Raw genomic sequence first — 26,451 nt, forward strand, 5'->3', positions numbered from 1 at the left:
CACATGCTTGATTGGTCAGACGTTGACATTGCCGTGCGCGACGCCGTTCGCGAGTTCGTCGACAAAGAGGTGCGCCCGCACCTCGACGAGCTCGAAGACGGCGACATGGAGCCCTACCCGATCATCCGGAAGTTGTTCTCGACGTTCGGGATCGACGCGATGGCCAAGGAGGCCCTCGACAAGAGACTGACCCGGATGCGCGAGGGCGGCGACAAGCCGTCCAAGAGCGCGGGCGGCGGCATGTTCGGGGGCGGTTCCCCCGGAATGGGTTTCGTGCTGATCAGTGAACTGTGCCGGGTGTCGATGGGCCTGGTGACCGGGATGGGTGTGAGCCTGGGCCTGACCGTGCCGACCATCCAGAGCCGCGGCACCCTCGCGCAGCAGGAGCGCTGGCTGCCCGGCCTGGTCACCTACGAGAAGATCGGCGCGTGGGCGATCACCGAGCCCGATTCGGGTTCGGATGCCTTCGGCGGCATGAAGTCCTATGTGGTCCGCGACGGGGACGACTACATCCTCAACGGCCAGAAGACGTTCATCACCAACGGACCCGACGCCGACGTCGTCGTCGTCTACGCGAAGCTCGACGAGGGTGACGGCGCGGACAAGCGTGACCGCAAGGTCCTGACCTTCGTGCTCGACAAGGGCATGGAGGGCTTTGTGCAGTCGAAGCCGTTCCGCAAGATGGGAATTCACAGCTCACGCACCGGCGAGCTGTTCTTCAACAACGTCCGGCTCGGCCGCGACCGGCTGCTCGGCGAGACCGAGAACAATGAAGCCGGCGACGGGCGCGACAGCGCCCGGTCCAGCTTCTCCGCCGAGCGGATCGGTGTGGCGGCGATGGCCCTCGGCGTCATCGAGGAGTGCCTGCGCCTGAGCGTCGACTACGCCAAGACCCGCAAGCTGTGGGGCCAGGAGATCGGTCAGTTCCAGCTGATCCAACTCAAGCTCGCCAACATGGAAGTCGCGCGGATGAACGTGCGCAACATGCTGTTCCGGGTCATCGAGTCTTCGCAGAGCGGTTCGCCGATCTCGCTGGCCGAGGCGTCGGCGATCAAGTGGTACTGCTCGCAGGCCGCCACCGACGTCGCGATGGATGCCGTGCAGCTGTTCGGCGGCAACGGCTACATGACCGAATACCGCGTCGAGCAGCTGGCCCGCGATGCGAAGTCGCTGATGATCTACGCCGGAAGCAACGAGGTGCAGATCACCCACGTCGCCAAGGGCCTGCTGAACGGCTGACCCCGCGGTTTCGCGAGACCGCCACCACGGTAGTGGCCGGGCTGGAATCACTACCGTGAGGGCGGTTTCGCGAGACGGCGCGCAGCTCGCGGGCGAGCGCTAGCCTGGATGGGGCCCGACCGAGGAGCACCCATGGAGTTCAGCAACACCACCGCACTGGTCACCGGCGCGAGCGGAGGCATCGGCGAGGAGTTCGCCGTGCAGCTCGCCCGCCGCGGCGCCCATCTGGTCCTGGTCGCGCGGCGCGCTGAGAAGCTGGAGGCGCTGCGGCAGACCCTCACCGCACGGCATCCCGGCATCGTCGTCGACATCGTCACCGCCGACCTGTCCGTGCCGGGCTCGGGGGCCGACGTCGAGGCGCAGGTGCGCACGCTCGGCCGATCGATCGACGTGCTGATCAACAACGCGGGCATCGGGTTGCACGGCAAGTTCGTCGACCAGGAACCCGATCCCAACGCCGCCCAGATCCAGTTGAACTGCGGCACATTGGTGGACCTGACCGCGCGGTTCCTGCCCGCGATGGCAGAGCGCCGGCAGGGCGTGGTGCTCAACGTCGCGTCGACGGCGGCGTTCCAGCCGACTCCCGGCATGGCGGTCTACGGCGCCACCAAGGCGTTCGTGCTGTCCTACACCGAGGCGCTGTGGCAGGAATGCCGCGGCACCGGGGTCAAGATCCTGGCGTTGTGCCCGGGAGCGACGGAGACCGAGTTCTTCGACCGCACCGGCGAACAGTTCCTCACCGACGGCAGGCAGAGTGCCGCGCAGGTCGTCGACAACGCGTTCTCCGCACTCGACAAGTCCGACCCGACCGTGATCTCGGGCTTCCGCAACGCACTGCTGGCGTCGGGCTACCGGATCGCGCCGCGCAAACTGCTGCTGGCGGTGTCGGAGCGGATGCTGAAGTCGACCTAACGGGCACGGCGGCGGGCGGCCGCGCTCTGGTACAGACAGATCGCCGCGGCCGATGCGACGTTGAGGCTCTCCGCGCCGCCGGCCATCGGGATCTCCACACCGGCGCTCGCGAGTGCGACCACGTCGTCGGGAAGGCCGTGCGCCTCTGGACCGAACAACCACGCGGTCGGGCCGGACAGATCGACGTCGTCGAGGGACACGGAGCCGCCGAGCACCGTCGCGAGCGCCTGCAGGCCGGCGTCTTTGAGCGCCACCACAGCGCCCGCGGCATCCTGGTGACTGACCACCGGAATCGAGAAGATGCTGCCCGCCGACGCGCGCAGACACTTGCCGTTGTAGGGATCCACGCTGTCACCGGCGAGCACCACCGCGTCGGCGCCCATCGCGTCGGCGACCCGGATCAACGTGCCCGCATTGCCGGGCTCGGAGATCCCCACCGGCACCGCCACCAACGTCGGTGCGGTGGCCAGCACATCGGCCAGGGTGGTCTCCGGCATCGCGCACACGGCGACCAGGCCGACCGGGGTCACGGTGTCGGACAACACCTTTGCCGCTTTGTCGGTGACCAGGTCCACCTGCGTCCCGGACAGCAGCGCACCGAACTTGTCCGCCGCGGCCTCGGTGGCGAAGACCTCACAAACACGTCCGCGCCGCAACGCTGCCTCGACGAGGTTGGGACCTTCGGCGAGAAAGCGTGCGGCGCGGCGGCGCCCGGTGTGGCGGTGCAGTTTGACCGCAGCTGCCACCCGGGCAGAACGCTCGGTGAGGGTCAGGCAGCCTCGCCCGACGGCGCGTTCACGTCCTCCGGCAGCGCAGCCTTGGCGACCTCGACCAGCGCGGTGAACGCGGCGGCATCGCTGACCGCGATCTCGGCGAGGTTCTTGCGGTCGACCTCGACACCGGCGGCCTTCAGGCCCTGGATCAGCCGGTTGTAGGTGATGTCGTTGGCGCGCGCGGCGGCGTTGATACGGGTGATCCACAGCCGGCGGAAGTCGCCCTTGCGTGCCTTGCGGTCACGGTAGGCGTAGGTCAACGAATGGAGCTGCTGCTCCTTGGCCTTGCGGTAGAGGCGCGACCGCTGCCCGCGGTAGCCCTTCGAGGCCTTCAGTACTGTGCGCCGCTTCTTCTGCGCATTCAGAGCGCGCTTCACGCGTGCCATGGGGTAGTCCTATCTCGGTCGGGTCAGGTTCGAGTTCTGGCGGTCTAGCCGTTGAGCATCTTCGCGACGCGCTTCGCGTCGTTCGGGGCGACCACGGTGCGGCCGTCGAGGCGACGGGTGCGCTTGGTGGGCTTGTGCTCGAGCAGGTGCCTGCGGTTGGCCTTCTGGCGCACGATCTTTCCGGTCCCGGTGGTGCGGAACCGCTTCGACGCGCCGCTGTGGGTCTTCGCCTTGGGCATTGGTGTCCTCAGTTCTGTGTTTCGGTGGGTGCTTCGTCGGCCGGCGCGTTCACCCGCGGGGCCGGGGCGTCTGCATCGTGAGCCGCCTTGGCGCGAGTCTTCGCGCCGCGATGCGGTGCCAGCACCATCGTCATGTTGCGGCCGTCCTGCTTGGCGGACGTCTCGACGAAGCCGTAATCGGCGACATCGGCGCCCAGGCGCTGCAGGAGGCGGAACCCGAGTTCGGGTCGCGACTGCTCGCGCCCGCGGAACATGATCGTCACCTTGACCTTGGATCCGGCTTCGAGGAAGCGGATGACGTGACCCTTCTTGGTCTCGTAATCGTGCGGATCGATCTTGGGACGCAGCTTCTGTTCCTTGACGACGGTCTGCTGCTGGTTCTTGCGAGACTCGCGAGCCTTCTGTGCCGTCTCGTACTTGAACTTGCCGTAGTCCATGATCTTGCACACCGGAGGCTTGGCATCCGGGGCTACTTCGACAAGGTCGAGATCGGCATCCGCGGCGACGCGGAGTGCATCTTCGATGCGCACGATGCCTACCTGTTCACCGCCCGGTCCGATCAGGCGGACTTCAGGTACGCGGATACGCTCGTTGACGCGGGTCTCAGTGCTGATGGGGCCTCCCTGGATAGTTCCTGCTGTCCTCAGGAGCCCCTCGATCCGCCGGCGCTGTTCCTCAAGGAACAGATAAGCCCTGCTCAACGCAGGGCCCAAGCCGACCAGGACAGACATCGCAGATGTCTGTGACCGGACCGCGTAGCCTTCGGGTAACCCGTGGCCGGCGGTGGGAGTTGGGACTCCACTTGCTGTCCCTGGCTTAAGCCGGGACGGTCGCGCATGCAAGTCTAGCAGGCATGACCGATAGTTCCGACATCCCCGAAGCGGCGGATCCCGCCGTGCGCGAGCTGGCCGAGATCCCGGCCGTCGAAGTCATCACCCGTTCCGCGGTCATGCTGATGAGCGCGGCCGCCGAAAAGCTCGGCCTGTCGGACCCCGATCCGGACGAGAGCCCGCGCCGGGACCTCGACGAGGCGCGTCGGCTGATCACCGCGCTGGCCGGGCTCGTCACCGCATCCGTCGAGTACCTCGGCCCGCACGCCGGGCCGGTGCGTGACGGGCTCAAGAGCTTGCAGCTGGCGTTCCGCGAGGCCAGCGCCGCACCCGATGAGCCAGGGAAGGGCCCGGGAGAGAAATACACCGGCCCGGTCTGGTAACGCCACTCCCCACGCCACGAACATCCCCGCGACGGGGTCGTCGAGCGAATATCCTCCCCGGCTATGACACCCACCAGCCTCGTCAGGGCGGATCCGAAGTCCAGCCATCGGTGGGTGCCCGCGGCTGCGGGCTGGATCGTGGGCGTCATCGCGACGCTGTCGCTGCTGGCGAGCGTGTCACCACTGGTCCGGTCGATCATCCGGGTGCCGCGCGAATTCGTCGACGACTACATCTTCAACTTCCCGGACACCAGCTTCGCGTGGGCGTTCGTGCTGGTGCTGCTGGCCGCTGCGCTGGCGGCACGCAAACGCATCGCCTGGTGGATCCTGACCGGTTACATGGTCGCGGCGGTGTTCTGGAATGTCGCGGGCCTGATCGGCGACGACGGACGCTGGGGCGCCGAGGCCGGCGAGCTGGTCGGCCTGGCGTTCCACCTGGCCGCGATCGTGTTCCTGCTGCTGGCCCGCAAGGAGTTCTGGGCCCGGGTGCGCCGCGGCGCACTGCTCAAGGCCGCGGCGACGCTGGTCGCGGGCATGGCCGTCGGAACGCTGGTCGGCTGGGGTCTGCTCGAACTGTTCCCGGGCACGCTGGCCCGGTCGGACCGCTTCCTGTACGCGCTGAACCGCGTCAGCGCGTTCGCGGGCGCCGACGCCAGTAACTTCTCCGGCCACCCGCACGTCTTCGTCAACGCGCTGCTCGGTCTGTTCGGCGCGATGGCGCTGATGGTCGCCGCGGTGGTGCTGTTCCAGTCCCAGCGCGCCGACAACGCGTTGACCGGCGAGGACGAATCCGCCATCCGCGGGCTGCTGGACGTCTACGGCAAGAACGATTCGCTGGGCTACTTCGCGACCCGGCGCGACAAGTCCGTGGTGTTCGCGCCGAACGGCCGCGCCGCGATCACCTACCGGGTCGAGGTCGGCGTCTGCCTGGCCAGCGGTGACCCGGTCGGCGACCCGAAGGCCTGGCCGCAGGCCATCGGCGCGTGGCTCAAGCTCTGCGAGACCTACGGCTGGGCCCCGGGGGTGATGGGTGCCAGCGCGGGCGGCGCCGAGGCGTTCCGCGACGCCGGGTTGCATGCGCTGCAACTCGGCGACGAGGCGATCCTGCACCCGGAGAACTTCCGGCTGTCGGGGCCCGACATGCGCGCGGTGCGCCAGGCCGTCACCCGCGCGCGGCGGTCCGGGGTGACGGTGCGGTTCCGCAGGCACCGCGAACTGTCGGCCGAGGAGATGGCCGAGGTGATCGCCAACGCCGACGCCTGGCGCGACACCGAGGACGAACGAGGCTTCTCGATGGCGCTGGGCAGGCTCGGCGATCCGGCCGACGGCGACTGCCTGCTGGTCGAGGCGGTGCAGGACGAGCGCGTCGTGGCGATGCTGTCGCTGGTGCCGTGGGGCAGCACCGGGGTGTCGCTGGACCTGATGCGCCGCTCCCCGCAGTCCCCCAACGGCACCATCGAGCTGATGGTCAGCGAGTTGTGCCTGCGCGCCGAGGACATCGGCGTCACCCGGATCTCGTTGAACTTCGCGATGTTCCGGTCGGCGTTCGAACAGGGCGCCCAGCTCGGGGCCGGTCCGGTCGCGCGGCTGTGGCGCTGGCTGCTGGTGTTCTTCTCGCGGTGGTGGCAGCTGGAGACGCTGTACCGCTCGAACATGAAGTACCAGCCGGAGTGGGTGCCGCGGTACGCATGTTTCGAGGACGCGCGATTGGTGCCGCGCGTCGGTGTCGCGTCGGTGATCGCCGAAGGCTTTCTGGTACTGCCGTTCTCGCGCAGGCACGAGCAGCCGCACACCGGGCATCACATCGCCGCGCCGGGGTCGCTGGTCGAGACGGGACTGCTGCACAGTGACGGCACCGCACCCGACGGCATGGGCATCCAGGACGACGACATTCGGGACGGGCCGGCGCCCCGCCTGCCCGAGCAGGTGCGGGTCCGGATGGCGAAACTCAAAGCCCTGCAGGCTGAAGGTGTGGACGCCTACCCGGTGGGCAGCCCACCGAGCCACACCGTCGCGCAGGCGCTGGACGCCGGCGAGGGCACGGAGGTCACCGTCGCGGGCCGGGTGCTGCGGATGCGTGACTACGGCGGGGTGCTGTTCGCGCAGCTGCGCGACTGGTCCGGGGAAACCCAGTTGGCCCTGGACAATTCGACACTCACCGACGCGACAACCGCGGATTTCACCCGGAGCATCGACCTCGGCGATCTGATCGAGGTGACCGGCACGATGGGCCGCACCCGATCCGGGAAGTGGTCGGTGCTGGTGACCCGGTGGCGGTTGATCGGCAAGTGCCTGCGCCCGCTGCCCGACAAATGGAAGGGCCTGACCGACCAGGAGGCGCGGGTTCGCGCCCGCTACGTCGACCTCGCGGTCAACACCGAGGCCCGCGACCTGATCCGGGCCCGCAGCGGTGTGCTGCACGCGATCCGGGAAACCCTTGTCTCCAAGGGATTCCTGGAGGTCGAGACCCCGATCCTGCAGCAGATCCACGGCGGGGCGAACGCCCGTCCGTTCCTGACCCACATCAACGCCTACGACCTCGACCTGTACCTGCGCATCGCCCCGGAGCTGTATCTGAAGCGGCTGTGCGTCGGTGGCGTCGAGCGCGTCTTCGAGCTCGGCCGCGCGTTCCGCAACGAGGGGGTCGACTTCAGCCACAACCCGGAGTTCACGCTGCTGGAGGCGTATCAGGCGCATGCGGACTACAACGTGTGGATCGACGGGTGCCGGGAGCTGATCCAGAACGCGGCGATGGCCGCCAACGGCTCCCACGTGTTCATGCGGCCCCGCGAGGACGGGGTCCTCGAACCCGTGGACATCTCCGGTCAGTGGGCGGTCAAGACCGTGCACGGCGCGGTGTCCGAGGCGCTCGGCGAGCACATCGACGTCGACACCGGCCTCGCCACGCTGCGCACGCTGTGCGACAAGGCCGGCATCCCGTACCTGACGCACTGGGACGCCGGCGCGGTGGTGCTGGAGATGTACGAGCACCTCGTCGAGGACCAGACCACCGAGCCGACGTTCTACAAGGACTTCCCGACGTCGGTGTCGCCGCTGACCCGGCCGCACCGCAGCACCCCCGGCGTCGCCGAACGGTGGGACCTGGTCGCGTGGGGTGTCGAGTTGGGCACCGCGTACAGCGAACTCACCGACCCGGTGGAACAGCGCCGCCGGTTGCAGGCGCAGTCGCTGCTGGCGGCGGGCGGTGATCCGGAGGCGATGGAACTCGACGAGGACTTCCTGCAGGCGATAGAGTACGCGATGCCGCCGACGGGCGGGCTCGGCATGGGGGTGGACCGTGTGGTCATGCTGATCACCGGCCGCAGCATCCGCGAGACGCTGCCGTTCCCGCTGGCCAAGCCTCGCTAACACCTCGCAGCGATGTCACAGCCGGCACCAAGGTCGGCGATCCAGTCTGGACCCCGTGACGCATGTCTCGTTGATGCACGGGTGGCTGCCGATGACCGTGCAGGTCCTCGCCGGGCTGGCCGTGGTGCTCGCGGTGGGCCGGCGGGCAGGGCGCTGGCGCAGGGTGTGGCTGCCCTGGTCGGCGTTGATCGGGGCATGCCTGGCCGCGGCGGTCTACGCCTACATCGAGTCCGCGGGCATCGCCGACGACAGCAATCCGGCACCGGTCACCCTGTGGCTGTGGATCGCGTTGTCGGGGTTGGCCGTCGGGATTCTGTTGTCCGGCTGGCGGGGCGCCCGGTGGGGATTGCGGGCGGTGTCGATGCTGGCCGTGCCGTTGTGCGTGCTGGCCGCGGCGCTGTCGCTGAACCTGTGGGTGGGCTACTTCCCCACCGCCGCCACGGCCTGGGACCAGCTCACCGCGGGACCCGTTCCCGACCAGACCGATCCGGTCGCGGTCGCGTCGATGCAGAAGCGGCACGCGGTGCCGATCAAGGGCAGTGTGGTCCCGGTCGACATCCCGGACACCGCATCGGGTTTCAAACACCGGCAGGAGTTCGTGTATCTGCCGCCGGCCTGGTTCGCCGCCGACCCGCCGCCGGCACTGCCCGCGGTGATGATGATCGGCGGCGAGTTCAACACCCCCGCCGACTGGCTGCGCGCGGGCGGGGCGATCAAGATCCTCGACGACTTCGCCGCCGCGCACGGCGGCTACGCACCGGTGTTCGTGTTCGCCGACCCGGGCGGCACGTTCAACAACGACACCGAGTGCGTGAACGGCCCGCGCGGGAACTCCGCCGATCATCTCGTCAAAGACGTTGTGCCGTATATCGAATCGCACTACGGCGTGAGCACGCGCCCGGCGGGCTGGGGTGTGGTGGGCTGGTCGATGGGTGGCACCTGCGCCGTCGACCTCGGGGTCATGCATCCAGACCTGTTCGGCGCGTTCGTCGACATCGCCGGTGACGCCGCACCCAATTCGGGCAACCAGAACGAAACCGTGCAGCGGCTTTTCGGCGGCAACAGCGCGGCGTACGTGGCGTTCGATCCGAGCGCGGTGATGACCGCACACGGCCCCTACTGGGGACTGACGGGCTGGTTCGCGGTCAACACGGCCGCAGGCGATCGTGGACCCAACGATCAGGCCCGCGCCGCCGACCAGCTGTGCGGCCTGGGTGCCCGCACGGGGATCGGATGTGCGGTCGTGCGCCAGCCCGGCAACCACGACTGGCCGTTCGCGTCCAACGCGTTCGCGACCGCGTTGCCGTGGCTCGCAGGTTCGATCGGCACCCCCGGCGTTCCCCGGATCGGCTTCCCGCCGACGCTGCGCGGGTAACGTGGGGCCATGCCGGACGAACCCACCGCCGAGCCCTCCGCGCCGGTCGACACCGGGTACACCGCCGACGGCGTCCCGACGTTCGACTCGGTGCGCGAGAAGATCGAGACGCGCTACACGACCTCGATCGGTGCGGCCGAACTCGACGCCGAGACCGTCGAGGGCCGCACGATCGAGGAGCAGTACGACGCGCGACAACGCGCCGCCGCCGAACGCCTGGCCCAGATCCGCGAGTCGATGACCCAGAAGCCCGAGACCGGTCAGTAGTCGCTCTTCGGCGGGGCTGTCGGGGTGACCCGGTACGTTCTGCGTCCATGGGGTCTGTGCGGTCCTTCTCCACCGACGAGCGGCGTGCCCGGCTGGCCAGACGTCACCACCTGGCGCCCGGCGCGGACCCCGCCGCGTCGATCGGTGCCGTCACGGCGGGACTGGTCGGGCTGCACGCCACCGACCCGTCGACGCCGTACCTGTCACTGTGGGCGCGGCTGCCCGGGTTCACCACCGCCGATCTGAACTCCGAACTCTACCAACGGCGTTCGGTGGTCAAGCAGCTCGCGATGCGGCGCACGCTGTGGCTGGTGCACCGCGACGACCTGGCCGCGATCCAGTCCACGGCCGCCGACCGGGTCGCGGCCAACGAGACGCGCAGGCTGGCCGCCGACGTGGCGCGGGCCGGGGTCGCCGCCGACGGGCACGTGTGGCTGGAGACCGCGTGCGCTGCGGTCGAGCGCCACCTGCGCGACCACGGGCCGTGCTCGGCGCGGGACCTGCGGGAGGCGCTGCCGGAGCTGACCGGGACCTACGATCCGGCCCCCGGCAAGTCCTACGGCGGGCAGGGCCACCTCGCACCCCGGGTGTTGACCGTGCTGTCGGCGCGCGGCCGGATCGTGCGCGGCCCCAACGACGGCGGATGGACGGCATCGCGCCCGCTGTGGGCGGCGGCCGACCAGTGGCTGCCCGGCACCGAACCGACGGGTCCGGACGACGCCCGCGCGGCGTTGGTCCGGCGGTGGCTGTACGCGTTCGGTCCGGCGACCGTCACCGACCTCAAATGGTGGTTCGGGACCACCCTCGGCTGGGCGCGCCAGGCCCTCGCCGAGGTCGGGGCGGTCGAGGTCGAGTTGGCGGACAGCCGTGACGGCAGCCCCGGGTACGTCCTGCCCGGCGACGACACCGCGGAACCGGCCGTCGAACCGTGGTGCGCACTGCTGCCCGGTCTGGATGTGACCGTGATGGGGTGGTTCGACCGGGACTGGTACCTGGGTGCGCACCGGTCCCAGGTGTTCGACCGCAACGGCAATGCGGGCCCGACCGTGTGGGTGGACGGCAGGGTTGTCGGGGCGTGGCGTCAGGACGCCGACGGGCACGTGGAGTTGCTGCTGCTGGAGAAGGTGGGCGGGGCGGCCGGGCGGGAGCTGAAGGCGCGCGCCGCGGAGCTCACGGCGTGGCTGGGCGGGGTGCGGGTCAGCCCGCGGTTCCCGTCACCGCTGAGCAAGTGCTAGTCGAAACTCTTCTGCAGCAGGATGGTGTCCAGCCACCGGTCGTGCTTGAAGCCGACCCGCACCAGACGGCCCGCGTCGGTGAAGCCGCGCCGCCGGTGCAGTGTCAACGAGCCGTCGGCGTCGGCGTCGACCACCACCGCGATCATCTGGCGCACCCCGACCTGGCCGCACCACGCGATCAGCCCGTCGAGCAGCGCGCCGCCGACACCGCGGCCGAGGGCGTCAGGTGCGACGTAGACCGAGTCCTCCACGGTGAACCGGTAGGCCGGCCGGGTCTTCCACGGCGCGCAGTACGCGTAGCCGGCCACCGCACCGTCGAGGGTGGCCACCAGGTAGGGCAATCCGGCCGCGGTCACGGCGTCGATCCGCCGCAGTATCTCGTCGCGCGTCGGCGGTTCGACCTCGAACGTCGCGACGCCCGACGTCACGTAGTGCGCGTAGATCGCACAGATCGCGTCGGCGTCGTCCGGGGTGGCGGCCCGCACGGTCACGGGGTCGGCCATCGCTCAGGCGCTGACCTTGCGCCGGCTGCGCGCCTTGGGCTTGGGCTTGGGCCGGTCGACGTCGAGGATCTCGGCCAGGAAGTGGCCGGTGTAGCTGTCCGGGTTGGCCGCGACGTCTTCGGGCGTGCCCGTCGCGACGACGGTTCCGCCGCCGGACCCACCCTCGGGACCCATGTCGATGATCCAGTCCGAGGTCTTGATGACATCCAGGTTGTGTTCGATGACGATCACCGAATTGCCTTTGTCGACAAGGCCGTTGATCACCGTGAGCAGCTTGCGGATGTCCTCGAAGTGCAGACCGGTGGTCGGCTCGTCCAGGATGTAGATCGTCCGGCCGGTGGAACGCTTCTGCAGTTCCGAGGCGAGCTTGACGCGCTGGGCCTCACCGCCGGACAGCGTCGGGGCGGGCTGCCCCAGCCGCACGTACCCGAGACCGACGTCGACGAGGGTCTTCAGGTAGCGGTGGATCGAGCTGATCGGCGCGAAGAACTCGGCCGCCTCCTCGATCGACATGTCGAGCACTTCGGCGATGGTCTTGCCCTTGTAGTGCACTTCGAGCGTCTCGCGGTTGTAGCGGGCGCCGTGGCACACCTCGCACGGCACGTACACGTCGGGCAGGAAGTTCATCTCGATCTTGATGGTGCCGTCGCCGGAGCACGCCTCGCAGCGGCCGCCCTTGACGTTGAACGAGAACCGGCCCGGCTGGTATCCGCGGACCTTGGCCTCGGTGGTGGCCGCGAACAACGTCCGGATCTTGTCGAACACCCCGGTGTAGGTCGCGGGATTGGAGCGCGGGGTGCGCCCGATCGGCGACTGGTCGACACGGACGAGCTTGTCGAGATGGTCGAGCCCGTTGATGCGGGTGTGCCGGCCCGGCACCAGCCGCGCACCGTTGAGCTTGTTGGCCAGCACCGTGGCCAGGATGTCGTTGACCAGCGTGGACTTACCCGAGCCGGACACCCCGGTCACCGAGGTCAACACACCGAGCGGGAACGACACGTCGATGTCGCGCAGATTGTGCTCGCGCGCACCGACGACCGTCAGCTGGCGTTTCTTGTCGACGACGCGGCGCAGCTCCGGGATCTCGATCTGCTCCTTGCCGGACAGGTAGGCGCCGGTGATCGACTCCGGGTTCTTCAGCAGGTCGACGTAGGTGCCGCTGTGCACGATCTGGCCGCCGTGCTCCCCCGCGGCCGGGCCGATGTCGACGACCCAGTCGGCGTGGGCGATGGTGTCGAGGTCGTGCTCGACGACGATCAGCGTGTTGCCGAGGTCGCGCAGCCGCACCAGGGTGTCGATCAGGCGGCGGTTGTCGCGCTGGTGCAGACCGATGGACGGTTCGTCGAGCACGTAGAGCACACCGACCAGACCCGAACCGATCTGGGTGGCGAGCCGGATGCGTTGCGCCTCGCCGCCGGAGAGGGTGCCCGCGGCGCGGGACAGGGACAGATAGTCGAGCCCGACGTCGAGCAGGAACCCCAGCCGCGACTGGATCTCCTTGAGCACCTGGCCGGCGATCGCGGCCTCGCGGGTCCCCAGGGTCAACGCGTTGAGGAACTCGGCGCACTGCGCGATGGACAGTTCGGCGACCTCGGCGATCGACTTCGCACCGAAGTTGCCCGCCGACATCGTCACCGCGAGGATCTCCGGCTTCAGACGGGTGCCGTCGCACTCCGGGCACGGCACGTCGCGCATGAACCCTTCGAGGCGTTCCTTGGTCTGCTCGGAATCGGTCTGCTCCATGCGGCGCTGCAGGAACGCCATCACGCCCTCGAAGTCGGCGTAGTAGGACCGGGTGCGGCCGTACCGGTTCTTGTACCGGACGTGCACCTGCTCGTCGCAGCCCTCCAGGATCGCCCTGCGGGCCTTCGCCGGCAGCTTCTTCCACGGGGTGTTGACGTCGAACCCGAGCTGATCGCCGAGACCGGACAGCATCCGGGTGAAGTATTCGGCGGTGTTTCCCATCGACCACGGCGCGACGGCGCCCTCGGCCAGCGTCAGGTCGGGGTCGGGGACGACCAGGTCGGGATCGACCTCCTTGCGGATGCCCAGACCCAGGCATTCCGGGCAGGCGCCGTAGGGCGAGTTGAACGAGAACGACCGCGGCTCCAGGTCGTCGACGGCCAGCGGGTGCCCGTTGGGGCAGGCCAGCTTCTCGGAGAAGCGCTGCTCGCGGTGCGGATGGTCGTCCTCACGATCGACGAACTCCAGCACCACGATGCCGTCGGCGAGGTTCAGCGCGGTCTCGATCGAGTCGGTGAGGCGCTGCTTGGACGACGCCTTGACCGTCAACCGGTCGACGACGACCTCGATGTCGTGCTTCTCCTGCTTCTTCAGCTTCGGCGGATCGGTCAGCGAATGCACCACTCCGTCCACCCGCACCCGGCTGTAGCCCTGGGTGTTCAGCTTGTCGAACAGGTCGACGAACTCGCCCTTGCGGGTGCGCACGACCGGGGCCAGGACCTGGAAGCGCAGGCCCTCGTCCATCGCGAGGACCTGGTCGACGATCTGCTGCGGGGTCTGCCGGGCGATGCGCTCACCGCACACCGGGCAGTGTGGGGTGCCCGCGCGCGCGTAGAGCAGACGCAGGTAGTCGTACACCTCGGTGATGGTGCCGACGGTCGAGCGCGGGTTGCGGTTGGTGGACTTCTGGTCGATCGACACCGCGGGCGAGAGGCCCTCGATGAAGTCGACGTCGGGTTTGTCCATCTGGCCGAGGAACTGCCGGGCGTACGCCGACAGCGACTCGACGTAGCGGCGCTGCCCCTCGGCGAAGATGGTGTCGAATGCCAGCGACGATTTCCCGGAGCCCGACAGCCCGGTGAACACGATCATCGCGTCACGCGGCAGTTCCAGGTCGACGCCACGAAGATTGTGCTCCCGGGCACCTTTGACAACTAGGCGGTCAGCCACCGATGCCCTTTCTGGTTTGCAAACTCAGCCCACATTCCGTGCGGTGGGCGCAGTACAGACCCATGCTAGGTCCGACCACCGACAAGTCCCCTCCCGAGATTGGCCACAGGTTTCTCCCAGGCCTCGCCGACGCGCGCGAGCAGGGAAGTAACGTGAGTGACCATGACCACCGCCGACGACAACTACACCGGCCACGTCGAGCCGCGGAAAGCGGCCCGCCGGGTGCTGCCCGGCGCCTCGATCGTCAAGGTGTCGGTGGGCCCGATGGACAACAACGCCTACCTCGTCACGTGTTCCCAGACCGGCGAGACGCTACTCATCGACGCCGCCAACGATGCGGCGCTCCTGCTCGAGCTGATCGAGCGTTACGCGCCGACGCTGTCGCTGATCGTGACCAGTCACCAGCACCAGGACCACTGGCTGGCGCTCCAGGAGGTGGCCGCCTCGACCGGCGCGCCGACCGCCGCCCACAGCCTCGACGCCGGGGCACTGCCCGTGACTCCGGACCGGCTGCTGGCCGGCGGTGACACGGTCACCATCGGTGAGCTGACCTTCGACGTGATCCACCTGCGCGGCCACACCCCCGGCTCGGTCGCCCTGGCGCTGCGCGGCCCGGCCACCGACGACCGGGTGCACCTGTTCACCGGCGACTGCCTGTTTCCCGGCGGCGTCGGCAAGACCTGGAAGGAAGGAGACTTCGAACAACTCCTCGGCGACGTGACCAGCCGGGTGTTCGACGTCTTCTCCGATTCAACCGTCGTGTATCCAGGGCACGGCGACGATACGACGCTCGGGACCGAACGCCCGCATCTCGGCGAATGGCGCGAGCGCGGTTGGTGACCCGCCGTTAATCGAAAGAAATCAGGAAAGGGATCATGAGCAGCGATCAGTACAACAAGGCGCGCAGTGGCGCCGGCTTCATTGCCGCGCTGGACCAGAGCGGGGGAAGCACGCCCAAGGCGCTGAAGCTCTACGGGATCGCCGAGGACGCGTACTCCAGCGACGCTGGTGAAGTCGACGACGCGGCGATGTTCGACATGGTGCATCAGATGCGCACTCGCATCATCACCAGCCCGAGCTTCGACGGCGAGCGCATCCTCGGGGCGATCCTCTTCGAGGACACGATGGACCGCCAGATCGAGGGCCGCGACACCGCGGACTACCTGTGGAACGTCAAGCAGATCGTGCCGTTCCTGAAGGTGGACAAGGGCCTTGCCGAGGAGAAGGACGGCGCCCAGGTCATGAAGCCGATTCCCGGCCTCGACGATCTGCTGGCGCGCGCCAAGGACAAGGGTGTGTTCGGCACCAAGATGCGCTCGGTCGTCAAGCTGCCCGGCGCCGGTCTCGACGAGGTCGTCGCCCAGCAGTTCGAGGTCGGCAAGCAGATCCTGGCCGCCGGCCTGGTGCCGATCATCGAGCCCGAGGTCGACATCCACAGCCCCGAGAAGGCCAAGGCCGAGGATCAGCTCAAGGCCGCGATCCTCAAGGAACTGGACGGTCTCGCCGACGACCAGGCCGTGATGCTCAAGCTCACGCTGCCCGACGTCGACAACCACTATCGCGAGCTCGTCGAGCATCCGAAGGTGCTGCGGGTGGTGGCGCTGTCCGGTGGCTACAACCGCGAGCAGGCGTGCGACAAGCTCGCCGCCAACCAGGGTGTCATCGCCAGCTTCTCGCGGGCGCTGACGGAGGGCCTGACCGCCCAGCAGAGCGACGACGAGTTCGACGCCGCGCTGGACGCCGCGATCACCGCGATCGCGAAGGCCTCCGCTTCCTGATCCGGGGCCTCCTGATCCGGGGCCTCCTGACACAGGGGCGCTGACATGCGAAAACCCTGGGTCGGCTGCGGCCGGCCCAGGGTTTTTCGCGTGTTGTGCCCTGTCAGGAGGTGTGCACGATGAGCACGTCGGTCTTGGACCGCCGTGCCACATTCGCGGGCACCGATCCGAGCAGGCGTCCGGCGATCGTGCTCAAGCCGACGTTGCCGACGACGAGCAGGTCCGCCTTGACCTCTTCGGCCAGTTCGACTAGCGCGTCGACGGGTGCCCCGACAACAGCCTTCTCCTCGATGTTCTGGGCTCCGGCGGCCTTGGCCCGGTCCCGCGCCTCACGCAGGATCGCGTAGATCGGCGCGTTGCCGGACATCTTGTAGCCCTCGTCCTTGAGGACGTCGGCCGCGCGCGCATCCTCGTTCTGCGGGAAGTAGGCCGTCGCGACGACGAGCCTCGCGTTCGCGCCTGCCGCGATCTGACCGGCGCGGTCCACGGCACGCAACGACGAATCAGATCCGTCTGTACCAACCACCACCGTCTGATAGCCGGTCATCAATATCCTCCCAGTGTCGGTTGCAACGCCAACGGAGACAGTAACCCGCTCAGCGCCGAACATGGGTGCGATTCACCACACATCGAAGGCTTTTACCCAGGATCCGTGTGCTGAACCACGATCAAGATCACTCGATCGCACGGACGTGACGCCGGGTACACGACGGCGCAAAGTGATGCTGCGGCAAGAAAACTGGCTCGCCGTTGGCGACGGCCGAGCCACGGATCACATGGCCTCGCCGAGATCTTCCGGCCGTGCGACGGCAACCGCGTGTTCGTCGGGCGTGGCGGCCATCGTCGGCATCGGCAGGGTCGCGGGCAGGCAACGGCACACCGGCCGGCGCGTCACCGGACGGGACAGCGGGAATCGGCGGTGACCCCCGCGACAGGCACGACCGGACCCGGACGGCCGGATGCGAGTCCGAGGACCGGTGCCTCTCCGGCGACCGGCGGGGCGGACCGCGGTTCCTCCGGTGGCGCGGCGGAAACAGGTTCTGCAGCAAGGAATCTGTGGCGGGTATGGCAGGCGACGCCCCAATCGCGGCATCATCGCCAGGCAGAGCATCCCCGGGGTGGGTTCGACGGAGACGCCGAGAAGTGTTGCCCCAGAGGAGGTCTACAGTCAGCTCTGGGTGCCGAGCACCCGCCCGGCGACATACGTCGCCGCCTCGTTGACCATGCCGTTCCACGGATACGCGAAGTGGGCGAAGAAGTTGTTACCCGACGAGCAGTACGGATCGCCCGGGGCACACAGGTCGATGGTCCTGGAACCGTACAGCGGGCTGATCTTCGTCAGCGGCCCCAGGGTCGACACATCGCGCGACGGATTGCCGAACACCGCAATCGCCGCAACATGATTGACCATGGTGTCCGGCAGCGGCGCGGGCTTGAAGAACCAGATGACCCGGTTGCCGATCGTGATCAGGTCGATCACCCCGGCGCCCTGGGACATTCCGCCGAGCACGATCTTCGTCTTCGGGCAGATCGCGGCGACGTACTGGACGTGCTTGTTCGCGTCGACGGCGCCCTGACTGGTGGACTTCGGGAAGTTCCAGCTCGCCGGATAGTTGACGGCGTACACCGACACCGTCTTGCCGGGCAGGCGCTTCTTCAGCGCGGTGACGAACTGCCGCCCGGTGAAGCCGATGCCAGGTTTGTCGGCGGTGCCCCGCGCGAAGACCACCTCGACATCCGGGCAGGATGCGGCTTCAGCAACGGGAGCACGGACGGTGGCGAACGACAGGGCCCACGCTGTCACCACCGCTACACCGAGGAGACGGGCAACCTGGCGTGCGAGCACCTGACAACGCTGTCACAATTTCAGCAAATCTGAACCGTCCCGCGATCCAATGGTGATCCAACGGTTGCGAATCCGTGTCGGATCGCCGGTGTCCGACACCGCCGGCATGTGGATAATCCGCCGACTCCTTCACAAATCAATGGTTGGCGCCGAGTTCGACGAGCAGCACGCCGACGGCGATCAACGCGATTCCGCCCAGCATCGTCCGGGTCAGCGGCTCGCCGAACAGCACCCGCGACATCACCGCCGTCAGGGCCACTCCGGCGGCGGCCCAGATGCCGTACGCGACGCCCAGTGGAATTCCGTGTCGCAGCGTGCCCCACAACAGGGTGAACGCCAGCATGTAACCGACGACGACCACGGCGTAGAAGGAGACGCCTCCGCGGGCGGCCACCCTCAGCGCCAAGGTTCCGGCGACCTCGCTGACGATGGCCGCGACGAGGAGGAGGTAGCCGATCATTCGTGGTCCACGCGAGAGCCGTTCTCCACCAGGACGACGCCGCCGATGATGCAGGCCAGCCCGAGGACCATCACCGCGGTCAGCGCCTCGCCGAACACGATCGCGGACAGCACCGCGGTCAGCGCCACCCCGGCGGCACCCCAAATCCCGTATGCCACACCGAGGGCCATGCCACGGCGCAGCACGAGCGCCAGCAGCACGAACGATGCGAGATAACCGAACACCACCACGGCGTACAGCGCGGGAACGGTCGCCGAACCCTTCAACGACAGCGTCGCCGCGACCTCACTGCAGATCGCCAGACCGAGCAGCAGCCAGGTCACCGCGGCAACCCTCGCGCACCTGAAACGACGCGCGGCCGTTCGAGTTTCGTCACCGGCGGGGCCGGACTTCAGTTGGCACCGGCACACTTTACCGTCCGGTGTCGTGCGAGCGAGTGGCGGGATTCGAACCCGCGTAAACGGCTTTGCAGGCCGGTGCCTAGCCACTCGGCCACACCCGCACTGCACCTGAGGTTGCCAGGTCCCCAACGCCGCGAACAGGTTTCCGATCGGCGTGATCGTTACCCGGCCGGCGCAGGCCGGCCGCTGCGGGTGGAGGCGATCACCGCCAGCGCGGCCAGCACCGCAAAGCAGGCGAACAGCCACCGCGCCCCGCCGGCGTCGCCGCGGTCGGCGACGTTGACGATGACCCCGGCAAGCGCGGCACCGAGGGCCGCGCAGATCACCTGCACCGTGTTGATCGCCGCGGCAGCCGCGGGGCCCTCCGCCGGATCGTCCACCTTGCTCATCGCCCACGCCGACAGATGCGGCCACGCGATGCCGATTCCGGCTCCGGTGATCACCAGGCCGATCGCCCACACCGCCACCCGTAAGGCCGACGCGTCCTCGTGCAACGTCAGCGCACCGATGGCCAGCCCCGTGGCCATCACCAGCGGCGCCACCGCCACGGTTCGCACGATCACCCGGGGCCGGTTCAGCGACGCGCTGCTGATCTCCCCCACCGTCCAGCCGATCGCCAGGCCGGCGCCGAGGAACCCCGCCGCGACCGGCGTCAGGTGGGCGAGCCGCTGGCCGTAGAGCGGCACGTACATGTCCACCATCGTCGCGGCCATCAACGCGCCCAGCGTCAGGTAGATCCACTTCAGCGGACCCGGACCGAACGCACTCGGCGGCAGCACCGACGCACTCATGCGCCGGTCCACGACCACGAACACCGCGACAAGCCCGGCTCCGACGGCGACCAGCACCGCGGTGACCCGAAGGTCGCGCGGGATACCGGCGATGCTGACCAGCAGCGCCGCCGCGCCAAGCAGCAGCAGCGACCAGACCGGAATGCGCACCCGGGCGGTAGGCACCGCTCCCCCGGTGTCACCGCGGGCCGGGAGCGCGATCGGCACGAGCACCGACATCGCCGTGGTCATCACCACCAGCACTCCGAAAGCCCAACGCCACGAACCGTATTGGGCGAACAGCCCACCGGCGGCCGGGCCGACCAGCGTGCCCACCCCCCACATCGCCGACACCAGCGCCGACGCCTTGGTCCACAGCACGCTCGGCAGCGCCGTATTGATCACCGCGTATCCCAGACCGGCCAGCATGCCGCCCGCGGCGCCCTGCACCGTCCGACCCACCAGCAGCACCTCCATGCTGGGCGCCACCGCACACCCCAGGCTGCCCAGTCCGAACACGGTGAGGCCGAGCAGGTACGCCAGCCGCGGCCCGAGCCGCATCAGCACCGCATGCACGGTGGTCGCGGCCATCACCGAGCCGACCAGATACACCGTCGTCACCCACGCGTAGAAGCGCTGACCGCCGATGTCGGCGACGGCGCTGGGCATCAGGCTGATCGTCAGGAACTCGTTGGTCGCGTACAGCGCGACACCGCCGGCCAGCACCAGCGACGCACCGAGGTTCCTGGGTCCGAGCAGTTCCCGCCAACCGCCCGAGGCGACGGTCCTGCTGTTTGTTCCGGTGTGGGTCACGGCGTCGACCGTAGGACCTCAACGGCGGTTGAGATCAAGCTATTTCAGACCGGCGGCGTCCATGCCGCGCAATTCCTTCTTCAGATCCTGGATCTCGTCGCGGATGCGAGCGGCCAACTCGAACTGCAGATCGCGGGCGGCCGCCATCATCTGGTCGGTCAGATCCTTGATCAGGTCGGCCAGTTCAGCGCGCGGCATGTTCGACGTGTCGCGGCCCTCGAACACCCCGGCGCTGACGGCGCGGCCCGGCTCGCCCTGGGCGCGCCGGCCCCGGGACGCGTTGCGCCCGGACCCGCCGACCTCGACGGCTTCGGTGTCGTCGGCCTCCCGGTACACCTGGTCGAGGATGTCGGCGATCTTCTTGCGCAACGGTTGCGGGTCGATGCCGTGTTCTTTGTTGTAGGCGATCTGCTTGTCGCGCCGGCGTTCGGTCTCGTCGATGGCCTGCTTCATCGAGTCGGTGATCTTGTCGGCGTACATGTGCACCTCGCCGGACACGTTGCGGGCCGCGCGGCCGATGGTCTGGATCAGGCTGCGCGGCGAGCGCAGGAACCCTTCCTTGTCGGCGTCGAGGATCGCGACCAGCGACACCTCGGGAAGGTCGAGACCCTCACGCAGCAGGTTGATGCCGACGAGCACGTCGTACTCACCGAGCCGCAGCTGGCGCAGCAGCTCGACGCGGCGCAGCGTGTCGACCTCGGAGTGCAGATACCGGACCCTGATGCCCATCTCGAGCAGGTAATCGGTGAGATCCTCGGCCATCTTCTTGGTCAGCGTCGTCACCAGCACCCGCTCGTCGCGTTCGGTGCGTTTGCGGATCTCGGCGATCAGATCGTCGATCTGGCCCTTCGTCGGCTTGACGATGACCTGCGGATCCACCAGGCCGGTCGGGCGGATCACCTGCTCGACGAACTCGCCGCCGGTCTGGGCCAGCTCGAAGTTGCCCGGCGTCGCCGACAGGTACACCGTCTGGCCGATCCGGTCGGCGAACTCCTCCCACGTCAGCGGTCGGTTGTCGACCGCGGACGGCAGCCGGAAGCCGAAGTCGACCAGGTTGCGTTTGCGGGACATGTCGCCCTCGTACATGCCGCCGATCTGGGGCACGGTGACGTGCGACTCGTCGATGACGAGCAGGAAGTCCTCGGGGAAATAATCGAGCAGGGTGGCGGGCGCCGAACCCGCGGGCCGTCCGTCGATGTGCCGCGAGTAGTTCTCGATGCCGGAGCAGAATCCGACCTGGCGCATCATCTCGATGTCGTAGTTGGTGCGCATCCGCAGCCGCTGCGCCTCCAGCAGCTTGCCCTGACCCTCCAGTTCGGCGAGGCGCTCCTCGAGTTCGGCCTCGATGGAGGAGATGGCCTGCGCCATGCGCTCCGGTCCGGCGACGTAGTGGGTGGCCGGGAAGACCCGCAGCGAGTCCACCTTCCGGATCACGTCGCCGGTCAGCGGGTGCATGTAGTACAGGGCCTCGATCTCGTCACCGAAGTACTCGATGCGCACCGCGAGCTCCTCGTACGACGGGATGATCTCGACCGTGTCGCCGCGCACCCGGAACGTCCCGCGCGTGAAGGACATGTCATTGCGGGTGTACTGCACGTCGACCAGCAGCCTCAGCAGCGAGTCCCTGGGCACCTCGTCGCCGACCTTCAGCTCGACGGAGCGGTCCATGTACGACTGCGGCGTGCCCAGGCCGTAGATGCACGACACGGATGCGACCACCACCACGTCGCGCCGGGACAGCAGATTCGACGTGGCCGAGTGCCGGAGCCGCTCGACGTCGTCGTTGATCGAGCTGTCCTTCTCGATGTAGGTGTCGGTCTGGGCGATGTACGCCTCGGGTTGGTAGTAGTCGTAGTACGAGACGAAGTATTCGACCGCGTTGTTGGGCAACATCTCCCGCAGCTCGTTCGCCAGCTGCGCGGCCAGGGTCTTGTTCGGCGCCATCACCAGCGTCGGCCGCTGCAGCCGTTCGATCAGCCACGCGGTGGTCGCCGACTTGCCCGTTCCGGTCGCGCCAAGCAGCACCACATCCTTCTCGCCCGCGCGGATCCGGCGCTCCAGCTCGTCGATGGCGGCGGGCTGGTCACCGGCGGGCTCGTACTCACTGACCACCTCGAAGCGCGCGCCACTGCGGACCACCTCGTCGACGGGGCGGTACTCCGAATGCGCGAGCACAGGATGTTCGGTAGCGAAAGCCATGTTCCCAGGTTAAGCGCGCCCGCCGACATGTTCATTCCCCGCCGGGGCGACCAGGCAGGTTACCGTGACGCCGTGCCCGAACCGCTGCGGATCGCACTCCGTCCGCTGAGCCTGGTGCTGATGCTCGCCGGCCTGAGGAAGTGGAGGCCGTGACGGTGCACGCCCCCAAGCGCGAGGTGTTCGACGTCCGGGCCCGCACCAACACCGACCCGAAGGGCATCGTCCGCGACGTCGAGACGTACACCGAACAGCCCTGGGGCCTCTACATGGCGCGGCCGGCTCCCGGCCGCGCGCAGTTCCACTACCTGGAGTCGTGGGTGCTGCCGTCGTTGGGGTTACGGGTGACGGTGTTCCATTTCAACCCGGGCCACGAAAAGGACCAGGACTTCTACCTCGACGTCGGCGAATACACCCGCGACGGCGACCGTTGGGTGGGCGTGGACCACTACCTGGACCTGGTGCTGCGCACCGGGCGGGACGTGCGGATCGTCGACGTCGACGAACTGCTCGCCGCGGTCGCGGCCGGGAGGTTGTCACCCGAGGCGGGTGAGCGGGCCGTCCGCGTCGCCGTCTCGACGGTCGAGGCGCTGGCCCGGCACGACTACGACCTGCATCGTTGGCTTGGCGCGAACGGCATGTTCCTCACGTGGCGGGACTAATAGACTCCTGCTGTGAGTCCGAGGAGACGTATGCGTGCCGCACGCGCGGCGGCCGGAGCTGCCATCCTGGCGACCGCGGGCGTGCTGGCCTTCCCCGCCCCGGCGCCGGCGCAGCCCGAGCCGCAGCCCCAGATCGAGGCACAGACCCCCGAGATCCTGCGCAACATCACCTACCGCGCCCGGGTCGACGGAGTCTCCCGCGGCGCGTCGATCACCTACCGGACCGAGGGCGACAAGATCCAGGCCGCGAATCCGACGATGGTGCCGGGCCGGGTCTTCGAGGCGATGGCGGTGCTCCCGGAGTCCCAGGTCGCGAACATGCGGGTGTCGATCGAATGGCCGTACTCGGCCAACCTGCACTGCGAGATCCTGGTCGACGACCAGTTGGTCGCCCAGGCCGACGACTTCATCGCACCACGGGTGCTGCCCCAGCGTGACGATCCGGACTACGGTGCGCTGACCTGCGAGGCGCCGGTCAGCCCGACGGGTATTGCGGTGCCCGTGGCCGGCGATCCCGCCGCGCCGTCCCCGGACGCGGGGCCGCCCGATCAGCCGGCTCCGCCACCTGCCTGAGCCGGACCGCCGGGACGCCATCCCGTGGTGTCGGCCCATTCCCACGCCCTGCGATAGGCGTCGAGGAACCACGGTTCCTTGGCGTCGGCATAGGCGCCCGTCGTCGCGTGCTCCTGAGCCGACACCCGGCGCTTGAGGGCGAGATATTCGGCGCGTACCTCGGGGTTGGCGGTCACCCAGTCGACGAACAGCAGCGCGAACTGCTGACCCGGCCAGCCGTCCACCCGCACGTGCACGTTGGTCGGCCGACCCGGGTCGGCCGAGCAGAACAGCCGCTTCTGCCAGTGTGAATCATCGGTGACGTGGTCGAACCCGGCGACGGTGCTGCGGGCGTCCGGTTTGGCGACGTCGGCGGTGATCGGTACCTGGACGTATCCGGCGGCCGACATCGCGTCGGCCAGTTCGTCGGCGACCTGCAGGGACGCAACGGTGACCTGGATGTCGATGACGTCCTTGGCGTCCAGGTCCGGCACCGCGGTGGAGCCGATGTGGTCGACGCGCACCGCGCGGTGACCGCACGCGGTGCGCAGCCGGGCCAGGATGCGCTGCGCCTGCGCGGCCCACTGCGGATCGGGGGGGACGATGTGCGGCTTCGCGGGGGCCGGCTGTCCCGCTTTCAGGTTGTGCGCGAACGGCTGGATCCGCTCGTGCCACAGCGCCCTGGCCTTCTCGACGAGCTCGCCGGCGCTTCCGGAATTGTCCAGCCACACATCGGCGACCGCGCGCCGCTGCTCCTCGGTGGCCTGCGCGGCGATGCGCGCCCGCGCGTCCTCCTCGGAGAAGTTGCGGTATTCGATGAGTCGCCGGACCCGCAGCTCCGCGTCCGCGTGCACGATGATCACGAGCGGGAACATCGGCGCCATCTGCGATTCCACCAGCAGCGGGATGTCCTCGACGATCACGGCGTCATCGTGGGCCGCAGCGATCAGCTCCGAACGCCGGTGCGCCACAAGGGGATGCACGATCCCGTTCAACGTGGCCCGCTTCTCGTCGTCGCTGAACGCGATCGCCGCCAGCGCCGGGCGGTTCAGCGCGCCGTCGGGGAGCAGGATCTCGTCGCCGAACGCATCGACGAGCTTGGCCAGGCCCGGCGTTCCGGGCTCGACGACCTCGCGGGCGATCACGTCGCCGTCGACGACGACGGCTCCCAGGTCGCTGAAGGTGGCCGACACCGTCGACTTGCCCGCCCCGATACCTCCGGTCAATCCAATGCGCAGCACCGCACCAGTGTGTCAGGCCCGCCGCTCATCCTTCGACGCCCGTCAGCTCGATCGTGGGCCGGCCGACGGTAGCCTCGGCGACCACCGCACCGTCGGCGAGACCGATCGCCACGACACGCTGCGTGGCGGGGTCGCTGACGTAGGCGACGCCGTCCTGCACGTGCAGATTCGGCATCGGCGCCTGCCACTGCCGTGGTTCCGTCCACGCGCCGATGGCGGGATAGTGCGCGATGCGCCGGGCGCTGACGGGATCGAACACGTGCAGGGCTCCGTCGGTGCCCAGGACGACGGCTTCGCCGCCGGGTCCGCGGTCCAGCGAGCGGAAGCTGTAGCTCGCCTGCAGCGGGACCACCCGCAGTGCGCCCGTGGCCGTGTCGATCAGCGTGATCCGCTGGGGCCGTTCGATTTCCGCGTCCGGGTCGGTCTTGTAGTCGCCGAGGACGACCGGGGAGGCCGCGCTGCCGGCCTGGTTCCCGATCCGCCCGTACGGGTCCGGGCTCGTGAGCTTCTCGATGGTGTTGCCCCGCACGATCAGCACGCCGTCCTCGCAGCCGAACGTCAGCGCGCCACCGGACGCGGCGGCTTCGCCGTGCAGGTTCGGGCACCGGTCGCTCACGGCGATCCGCGTCCCTGCCGCATCCAGGATCTCCAGGCCGCTGCGCCCCTGCTCGTCGCCGACGCTGACGACGACGCTGCCGTCGGCACGCGCGACCGCCACACCGTGGTGCGGCGCGGTCGTCACCACGGTGTCCGCTGTCGCGTGACCGTGGAGCAGCTCACCCGGGTCCACGACGTCGACCGTCCCGGTGCCGTCGCTGAACAGGGTCAGCCGGTCGTCGTGGGCGACGACGTGCCCGGGTTCCTGCCCGCCGAACCGCATCTCGGTCATCGCGGGCGCCGCGGTGTAGTGGTGTCCGTGGTCACCGTGGGTGTCGGTCCAGGTGCCCATGTCGAGTACCGCGAATCCGTCGCCCTGCGAGACCAGCACGTGGCGGCCGTTGCCCGCGCTGTTCAGCCGCACGAAGCCGTCGATCGGGATGTCGGCGACCTGGTTCAACGTCCGGGCGTCGAGGACCAGGACGCCCCCGTCGTAGCTGAGCGCCAGCCGTGGCGTCGCGGACGATTCCTCGGTCGGCGCACTCGGCGCACTCGGCGCACTCGGGCCGGGTGGGGCGGGACTGTCGGGCGCCGCGGTGCACCCGGCCCCGAAGGCGACGACGGACAGCAGCGCGAGGAGGCGAGAGGTCATCATGGCCACGATCCAACCGCTTAATGAAAATCATTGTCAAAAAGCGATACGTGCACATG

The 26,451-nt window shown here is 68.8% G+C and carries 25 protein-coding genes and 1 tRNA gene; 11 read left to right on the forward strand and 15 right to left on the reverse strand.

The window, feature by feature from the left end:
- Positions 1-3: 3 nt before the first annotated feature.
- Complete coding sequence (locus BST38_RS26530) at positions 4-1,239, forward strand: acyl-CoA dehydrogenase family protein (protein WP_083146513.1); 1,236 nt, start codon at positions 4-6, stop codon at positions 1,237-1,239.
- A gap of 132 nt (positions 1,240-1,371) precedes the next feature.
- Entirely contained in the window at positions 1,372-2,151 is a 780-nt protein-coding gene (locus tag BST38_RS26535; protein ID WP_083146514.1) for an SDR family NAD(P)-dependent oxidoreductase, read from the forward strand.
- Here BST38_RS26535 and BST38_RS26540 read toward each other — a convergent pair.
- From BST38_RS26540 to infC, 4 genes are read right to left on the reverse strand one after another with little or no spacing between them, the layout of a single operon-like run.
- Positions 2,148-2,897 (reverse strand): TrmH family RNA methyltransferase, encoded by a 750-nt coding sequence (locus BST38_RS26540; protein ID WP_083146515.1) that lies wholly within the window; start codon positions 2,895-2,897, stop codon positions 2,148-2,150. The two genes, BST38_RS26535 and BST38_RS26540, sit on opposite strands and share 4 nt — an antisense overlap.
- A gap of 23 nt (positions 2,898-2,920) precedes the next feature.
- Positions 2,921-3,310 carry a 50S ribosomal protein L20 gene (gene rplT, locus BST38_RS26545; protein ID WP_083146516.1) on the reverse strand — a complete coding sequence of 130 codons (390 nt, stop codon included), beginning with the start codon at positions 3,308-3,310 and terminating at the stop codon, positions 2,921-2,923.
- 44 nt (positions 3,311-3,354) lie between these two features.
- A complete protein-coding gene (rpmI, locus tag BST38_RS26550) occupies positions 3,355-3,549 on the reverse strand; it encodes a 50S ribosomal protein L35 (RefSeq protein ID WP_083146517.1) in 195 nt (64 codons plus the stop codon).
- An 8-nt stretch (positions 3,550-3,557) separates the two neighbouring features.
- Entirely contained in the window at positions 3,558-4,163 is a 606-nt protein-coding gene (gene infC, locus BST38_RS26555; protein WP_232079953.1) for a translation initiation factor IF-3, read from the reverse strand.
- Positions 4,164-4,402: 239 nt separating this feature from the next.
- On the opposite strand from infC, the gene BST38_RS26560 reads away from it, so the two are divergent.
- The 5 genes from BST38_RS26560 (at position 4,403) to BST38_RS26580 (ending at position 11,008) form a co-directional block, all read left to right on the forward strand.
- Complete coding sequence (locus BST38_RS26560) at positions 4,403-4,762, forward strand: DUF1844 domain-containing protein (protein WP_083146518.1); 360 nt, start codon at positions 4,403-4,405, stop codon at positions 4,760-4,762.
- 63 nt (positions 4,763-4,825) lie between these two features.
- Positions 4,826-8,131 (forward strand): bifunctional lysylphosphatidylglycerol synthetase/lysine--tRNA ligase LysX, encoded by a 3,306-nt coding sequence (gene lysX / locus BST38_RS26565; RefSeq protein WP_083146519.1) that lies wholly within the window; start codon positions 4,826-4,828, stop codon positions 8,129-8,131.
- A 73-nt stretch (positions 8,132-8,204) separates the two neighbouring features.
- Positions 8,205-9,506 carry an alpha/beta hydrolase gene (locus BST38_RS26570; protein WP_083146546.1) on the forward strand — a complete coding sequence of 434 codons (1,302 nt, stop codon included), beginning with the start codon at positions 8,205-8,207 and terminating at the stop codon, positions 9,504-9,506.
- Between the two features lie 9 nt (positions 9,507-9,515).
- Positions 9,516-9,773 carry a hypothetical protein gene (locus BST38_RS26575; RefSeq protein ID WP_083146520.1) on the forward strand — a complete coding sequence of 86 codons (258 nt, stop codon included), beginning with the start codon at positions 9,516-9,518 and terminating at the stop codon, positions 9,771-9,773.
- A gap of 56 nt (positions 9,774-9,829) precedes the next feature.
- Positions 9,830-11,008 (forward strand): winged helix DNA-binding domain-containing protein, encoded by a 1,179-nt coding sequence (locus BST38_RS26580; protein WP_083146521.1) that lies wholly within the window; start codon positions 9,830-9,832, stop codon positions 11,006-11,008.
- Here the strand turns inward: BST38_RS26580 and BST38_RS26585 are convergent.
- Positions 11,005-11,511, reverse strand: a complete 507-nt coding sequence (locus BST38_RS26585; RefSeq protein ID WP_083146522.1) for a GNAT family N-acetyltransferase — start codon at positions 11,509-11,511, stop codon at positions 11,005-11,007. The genes BST38_RS26580 and BST38_RS26585 overlap by 4 nt on opposite strands.
- A 3-nt stretch (positions 11,512-11,514) precedes the next feature.
- Positions 11,515-14,424 carry an excinuclease ABC subunit UvrA gene (gene uvrA / locus BST38_RS26590; protein ID WP_083146523.1) on the reverse strand — a complete coding sequence of 970 codons (2,910 nt, stop codon included), beginning with the start codon at positions 14,422-14,424 and terminating at the stop codon, positions 11,515-11,517.
- A gap of 162 nt (positions 14,425-14,586) precedes the next feature.
- Here uvrA and BST38_RS26595 point away from each other — a divergent pair, with 162 nt between their 5' ends.
- Both BST38_RS26595 and BST38_RS26600 read left to right on the forward strand, forming a co-directional pair.
- Positions 14,587-15,264 carry an MBL fold metallo-hydrolase gene (locus tag BST38_RS26595; RefSeq protein WP_083146524.1) on the forward strand — a complete coding sequence of 226 codons (678 nt, stop codon included), beginning with the start codon at positions 14,587-14,589 and terminating at the stop codon, positions 15,262-15,264.
- Between the two features lie 35 nt (positions 15,265-15,299).
- Positions 15,300-16,202 carry a fructose bisphosphate aldolase gene (locus BST38_RS26600; RefSeq protein WP_083146525.1) on the forward strand — a complete coding sequence of 301 codons (903 nt, stop codon included), beginning with the start codon at positions 15,300-15,302 and terminating at the stop codon, positions 16,200-16,202.
- A 103-nt stretch (positions 16,203-16,305) separates the two neighbouring features.
- Here the strand turns inward: BST38_RS26600 and BST38_RS26605 are convergent, their stop codons facing one another.
- The 7 genes from BST38_RS26605 to uvrB all read right to left on the reverse strand — a co-directional run bounded on the left by BST38_RS26605 (position 16,306) and on the right by uvrB (position 22,691).
- On the reverse strand, positions 16,306-16,749 hold the full coding sequence (locus BST38_RS26605) for a universal stress protein (protein ID WP_083146526.1): 444 nt from the start codon (positions 16,747-16,749) through the stop codon (positions 16,306-16,308).
- 621 nt (positions 16,750-17,370) lie between these two features.
- Positions 17,371-18,009, reverse strand: coding sequence for a cutinase family protein (locus BST38_RS26610; RefSeq protein ID WP_232079764.1), 639 nt, complete (start codon positions 18,007-18,009; stop codon positions 17,371-17,373).
- 175 nt (positions 18,010-18,184) lie between these two features.
- Positions 18,185-18,508 carry a DMT family transporter gene (locus BST38_RS26615; protein WP_083146528.1) on the reverse strand — a complete coding sequence of 108 codons (324 nt, stop codon included), beginning with the start codon at positions 18,506-18,508 and terminating at the stop codon, positions 18,185-18,187.
- Positions 18,505-18,831 (reverse strand): DMT family transporter, encoded by a 327-nt coding sequence (locus BST38_RS26620; protein WP_083146529.1) that lies wholly within the window; start codon positions 18,829-18,831, stop codon positions 18,505-18,507. Before BST38_RS26620 ends, BST38_RS26615 begins: the two co-directional genes overlap by 4 nt.
- Before the next feature lie 108 nt (positions 18,832-18,939).
- A tRNA-Cys gene (locus BST38_RS26625) sits at positions 18,940-19,010 on the reverse strand.
- A 60-nt stretch (positions 19,011-19,070) separates the two neighbouring features.
- Complete coding sequence (locus tag BST38_RS26630; RefSeq protein WP_083146530.1) at positions 19,071-20,492, reverse strand: MFS transporter; 1,422 nt, start codon at positions 20,490-20,492, stop codon at positions 19,071-19,073.
- A 39-nt stretch (positions 20,493-20,531) separates the two neighbouring features.
- Positions 20,532-22,691: an excinuclease ABC subunit UvrB gene (gene uvrB, locus BST38_RS26635; RefSeq protein ID WP_083146531.1), complete on the reverse strand. Its 2,160-nt coding sequence runs from the start codon at positions 22,689-22,691 to the stop codon at positions 20,532-20,534.
- A 155-nt stretch (positions 22,692-22,846) separates the two neighbouring features.
- Between uvrB and BST38_RS26640 the strand changes: the two genes are divergently transcribed.
- Together BST38_RS26640 and BST38_RS26645 are read left to right on the forward strand one after the other, a co-directional pair.
- On the forward strand, positions 22,847-23,350 hold the full coding sequence (locus BST38_RS26640; RefSeq protein ID WP_083146547.1) for a ribonuclease FAU-1 family protein: 504 nt from the start codon (positions 22,847-22,849) through the stop codon (positions 23,348-23,350).
- A 30-nt stretch (positions 23,351-23,380) separates the two neighbouring features.
- A complete protein-coding gene (locus BST38_RS26645) occupies positions 23,381-23,923 on the forward strand; it encodes a hypothetical protein (RefSeq protein WP_083146532.1) in 543 nt (180 codons plus the stop codon).
- Here BST38_RS26645 and coaE read toward each other — a convergent pair.
- Both coaE and aztD read right to left on the reverse strand, forming a co-directional pair.
- Positions 23,899-25,143 carry a dephospho-CoA kinase gene (gene coaE, locus BST38_RS26650; RefSeq protein WP_083146533.1) on the reverse strand — a complete coding sequence of 415 codons (1,245 nt, stop codon included), beginning with the start codon at positions 25,141-25,143 and terminating at the stop codon, positions 23,899-23,901. The genes BST38_RS26645 and coaE overlap by 25 nt on opposite strands.
- A 25-nt stretch (positions 25,144-25,168) precedes the next feature.
- Positions 25,169-26,395, reverse strand: coding sequence for a zinc metallochaperone AztD (aztD, locus tag BST38_RS26655; RefSeq protein WP_083146534.1), 1,227 nt, complete (start codon positions 26,393-26,395; stop codon positions 25,169-25,171).
- Positions 26,396-26,451 lie beyond the last annotated feature (56 nt).

This window comes from Mycolicibacterium parafortuitum (genome assembly GCF_002086815.1).
Classification (GTDB): Bacteria; Actinomycetota; Actinomycetes; order Mycobacteriales; family Mycobacteriaceae; genus Mycobacterium; species Mycobacterium parafortuitum.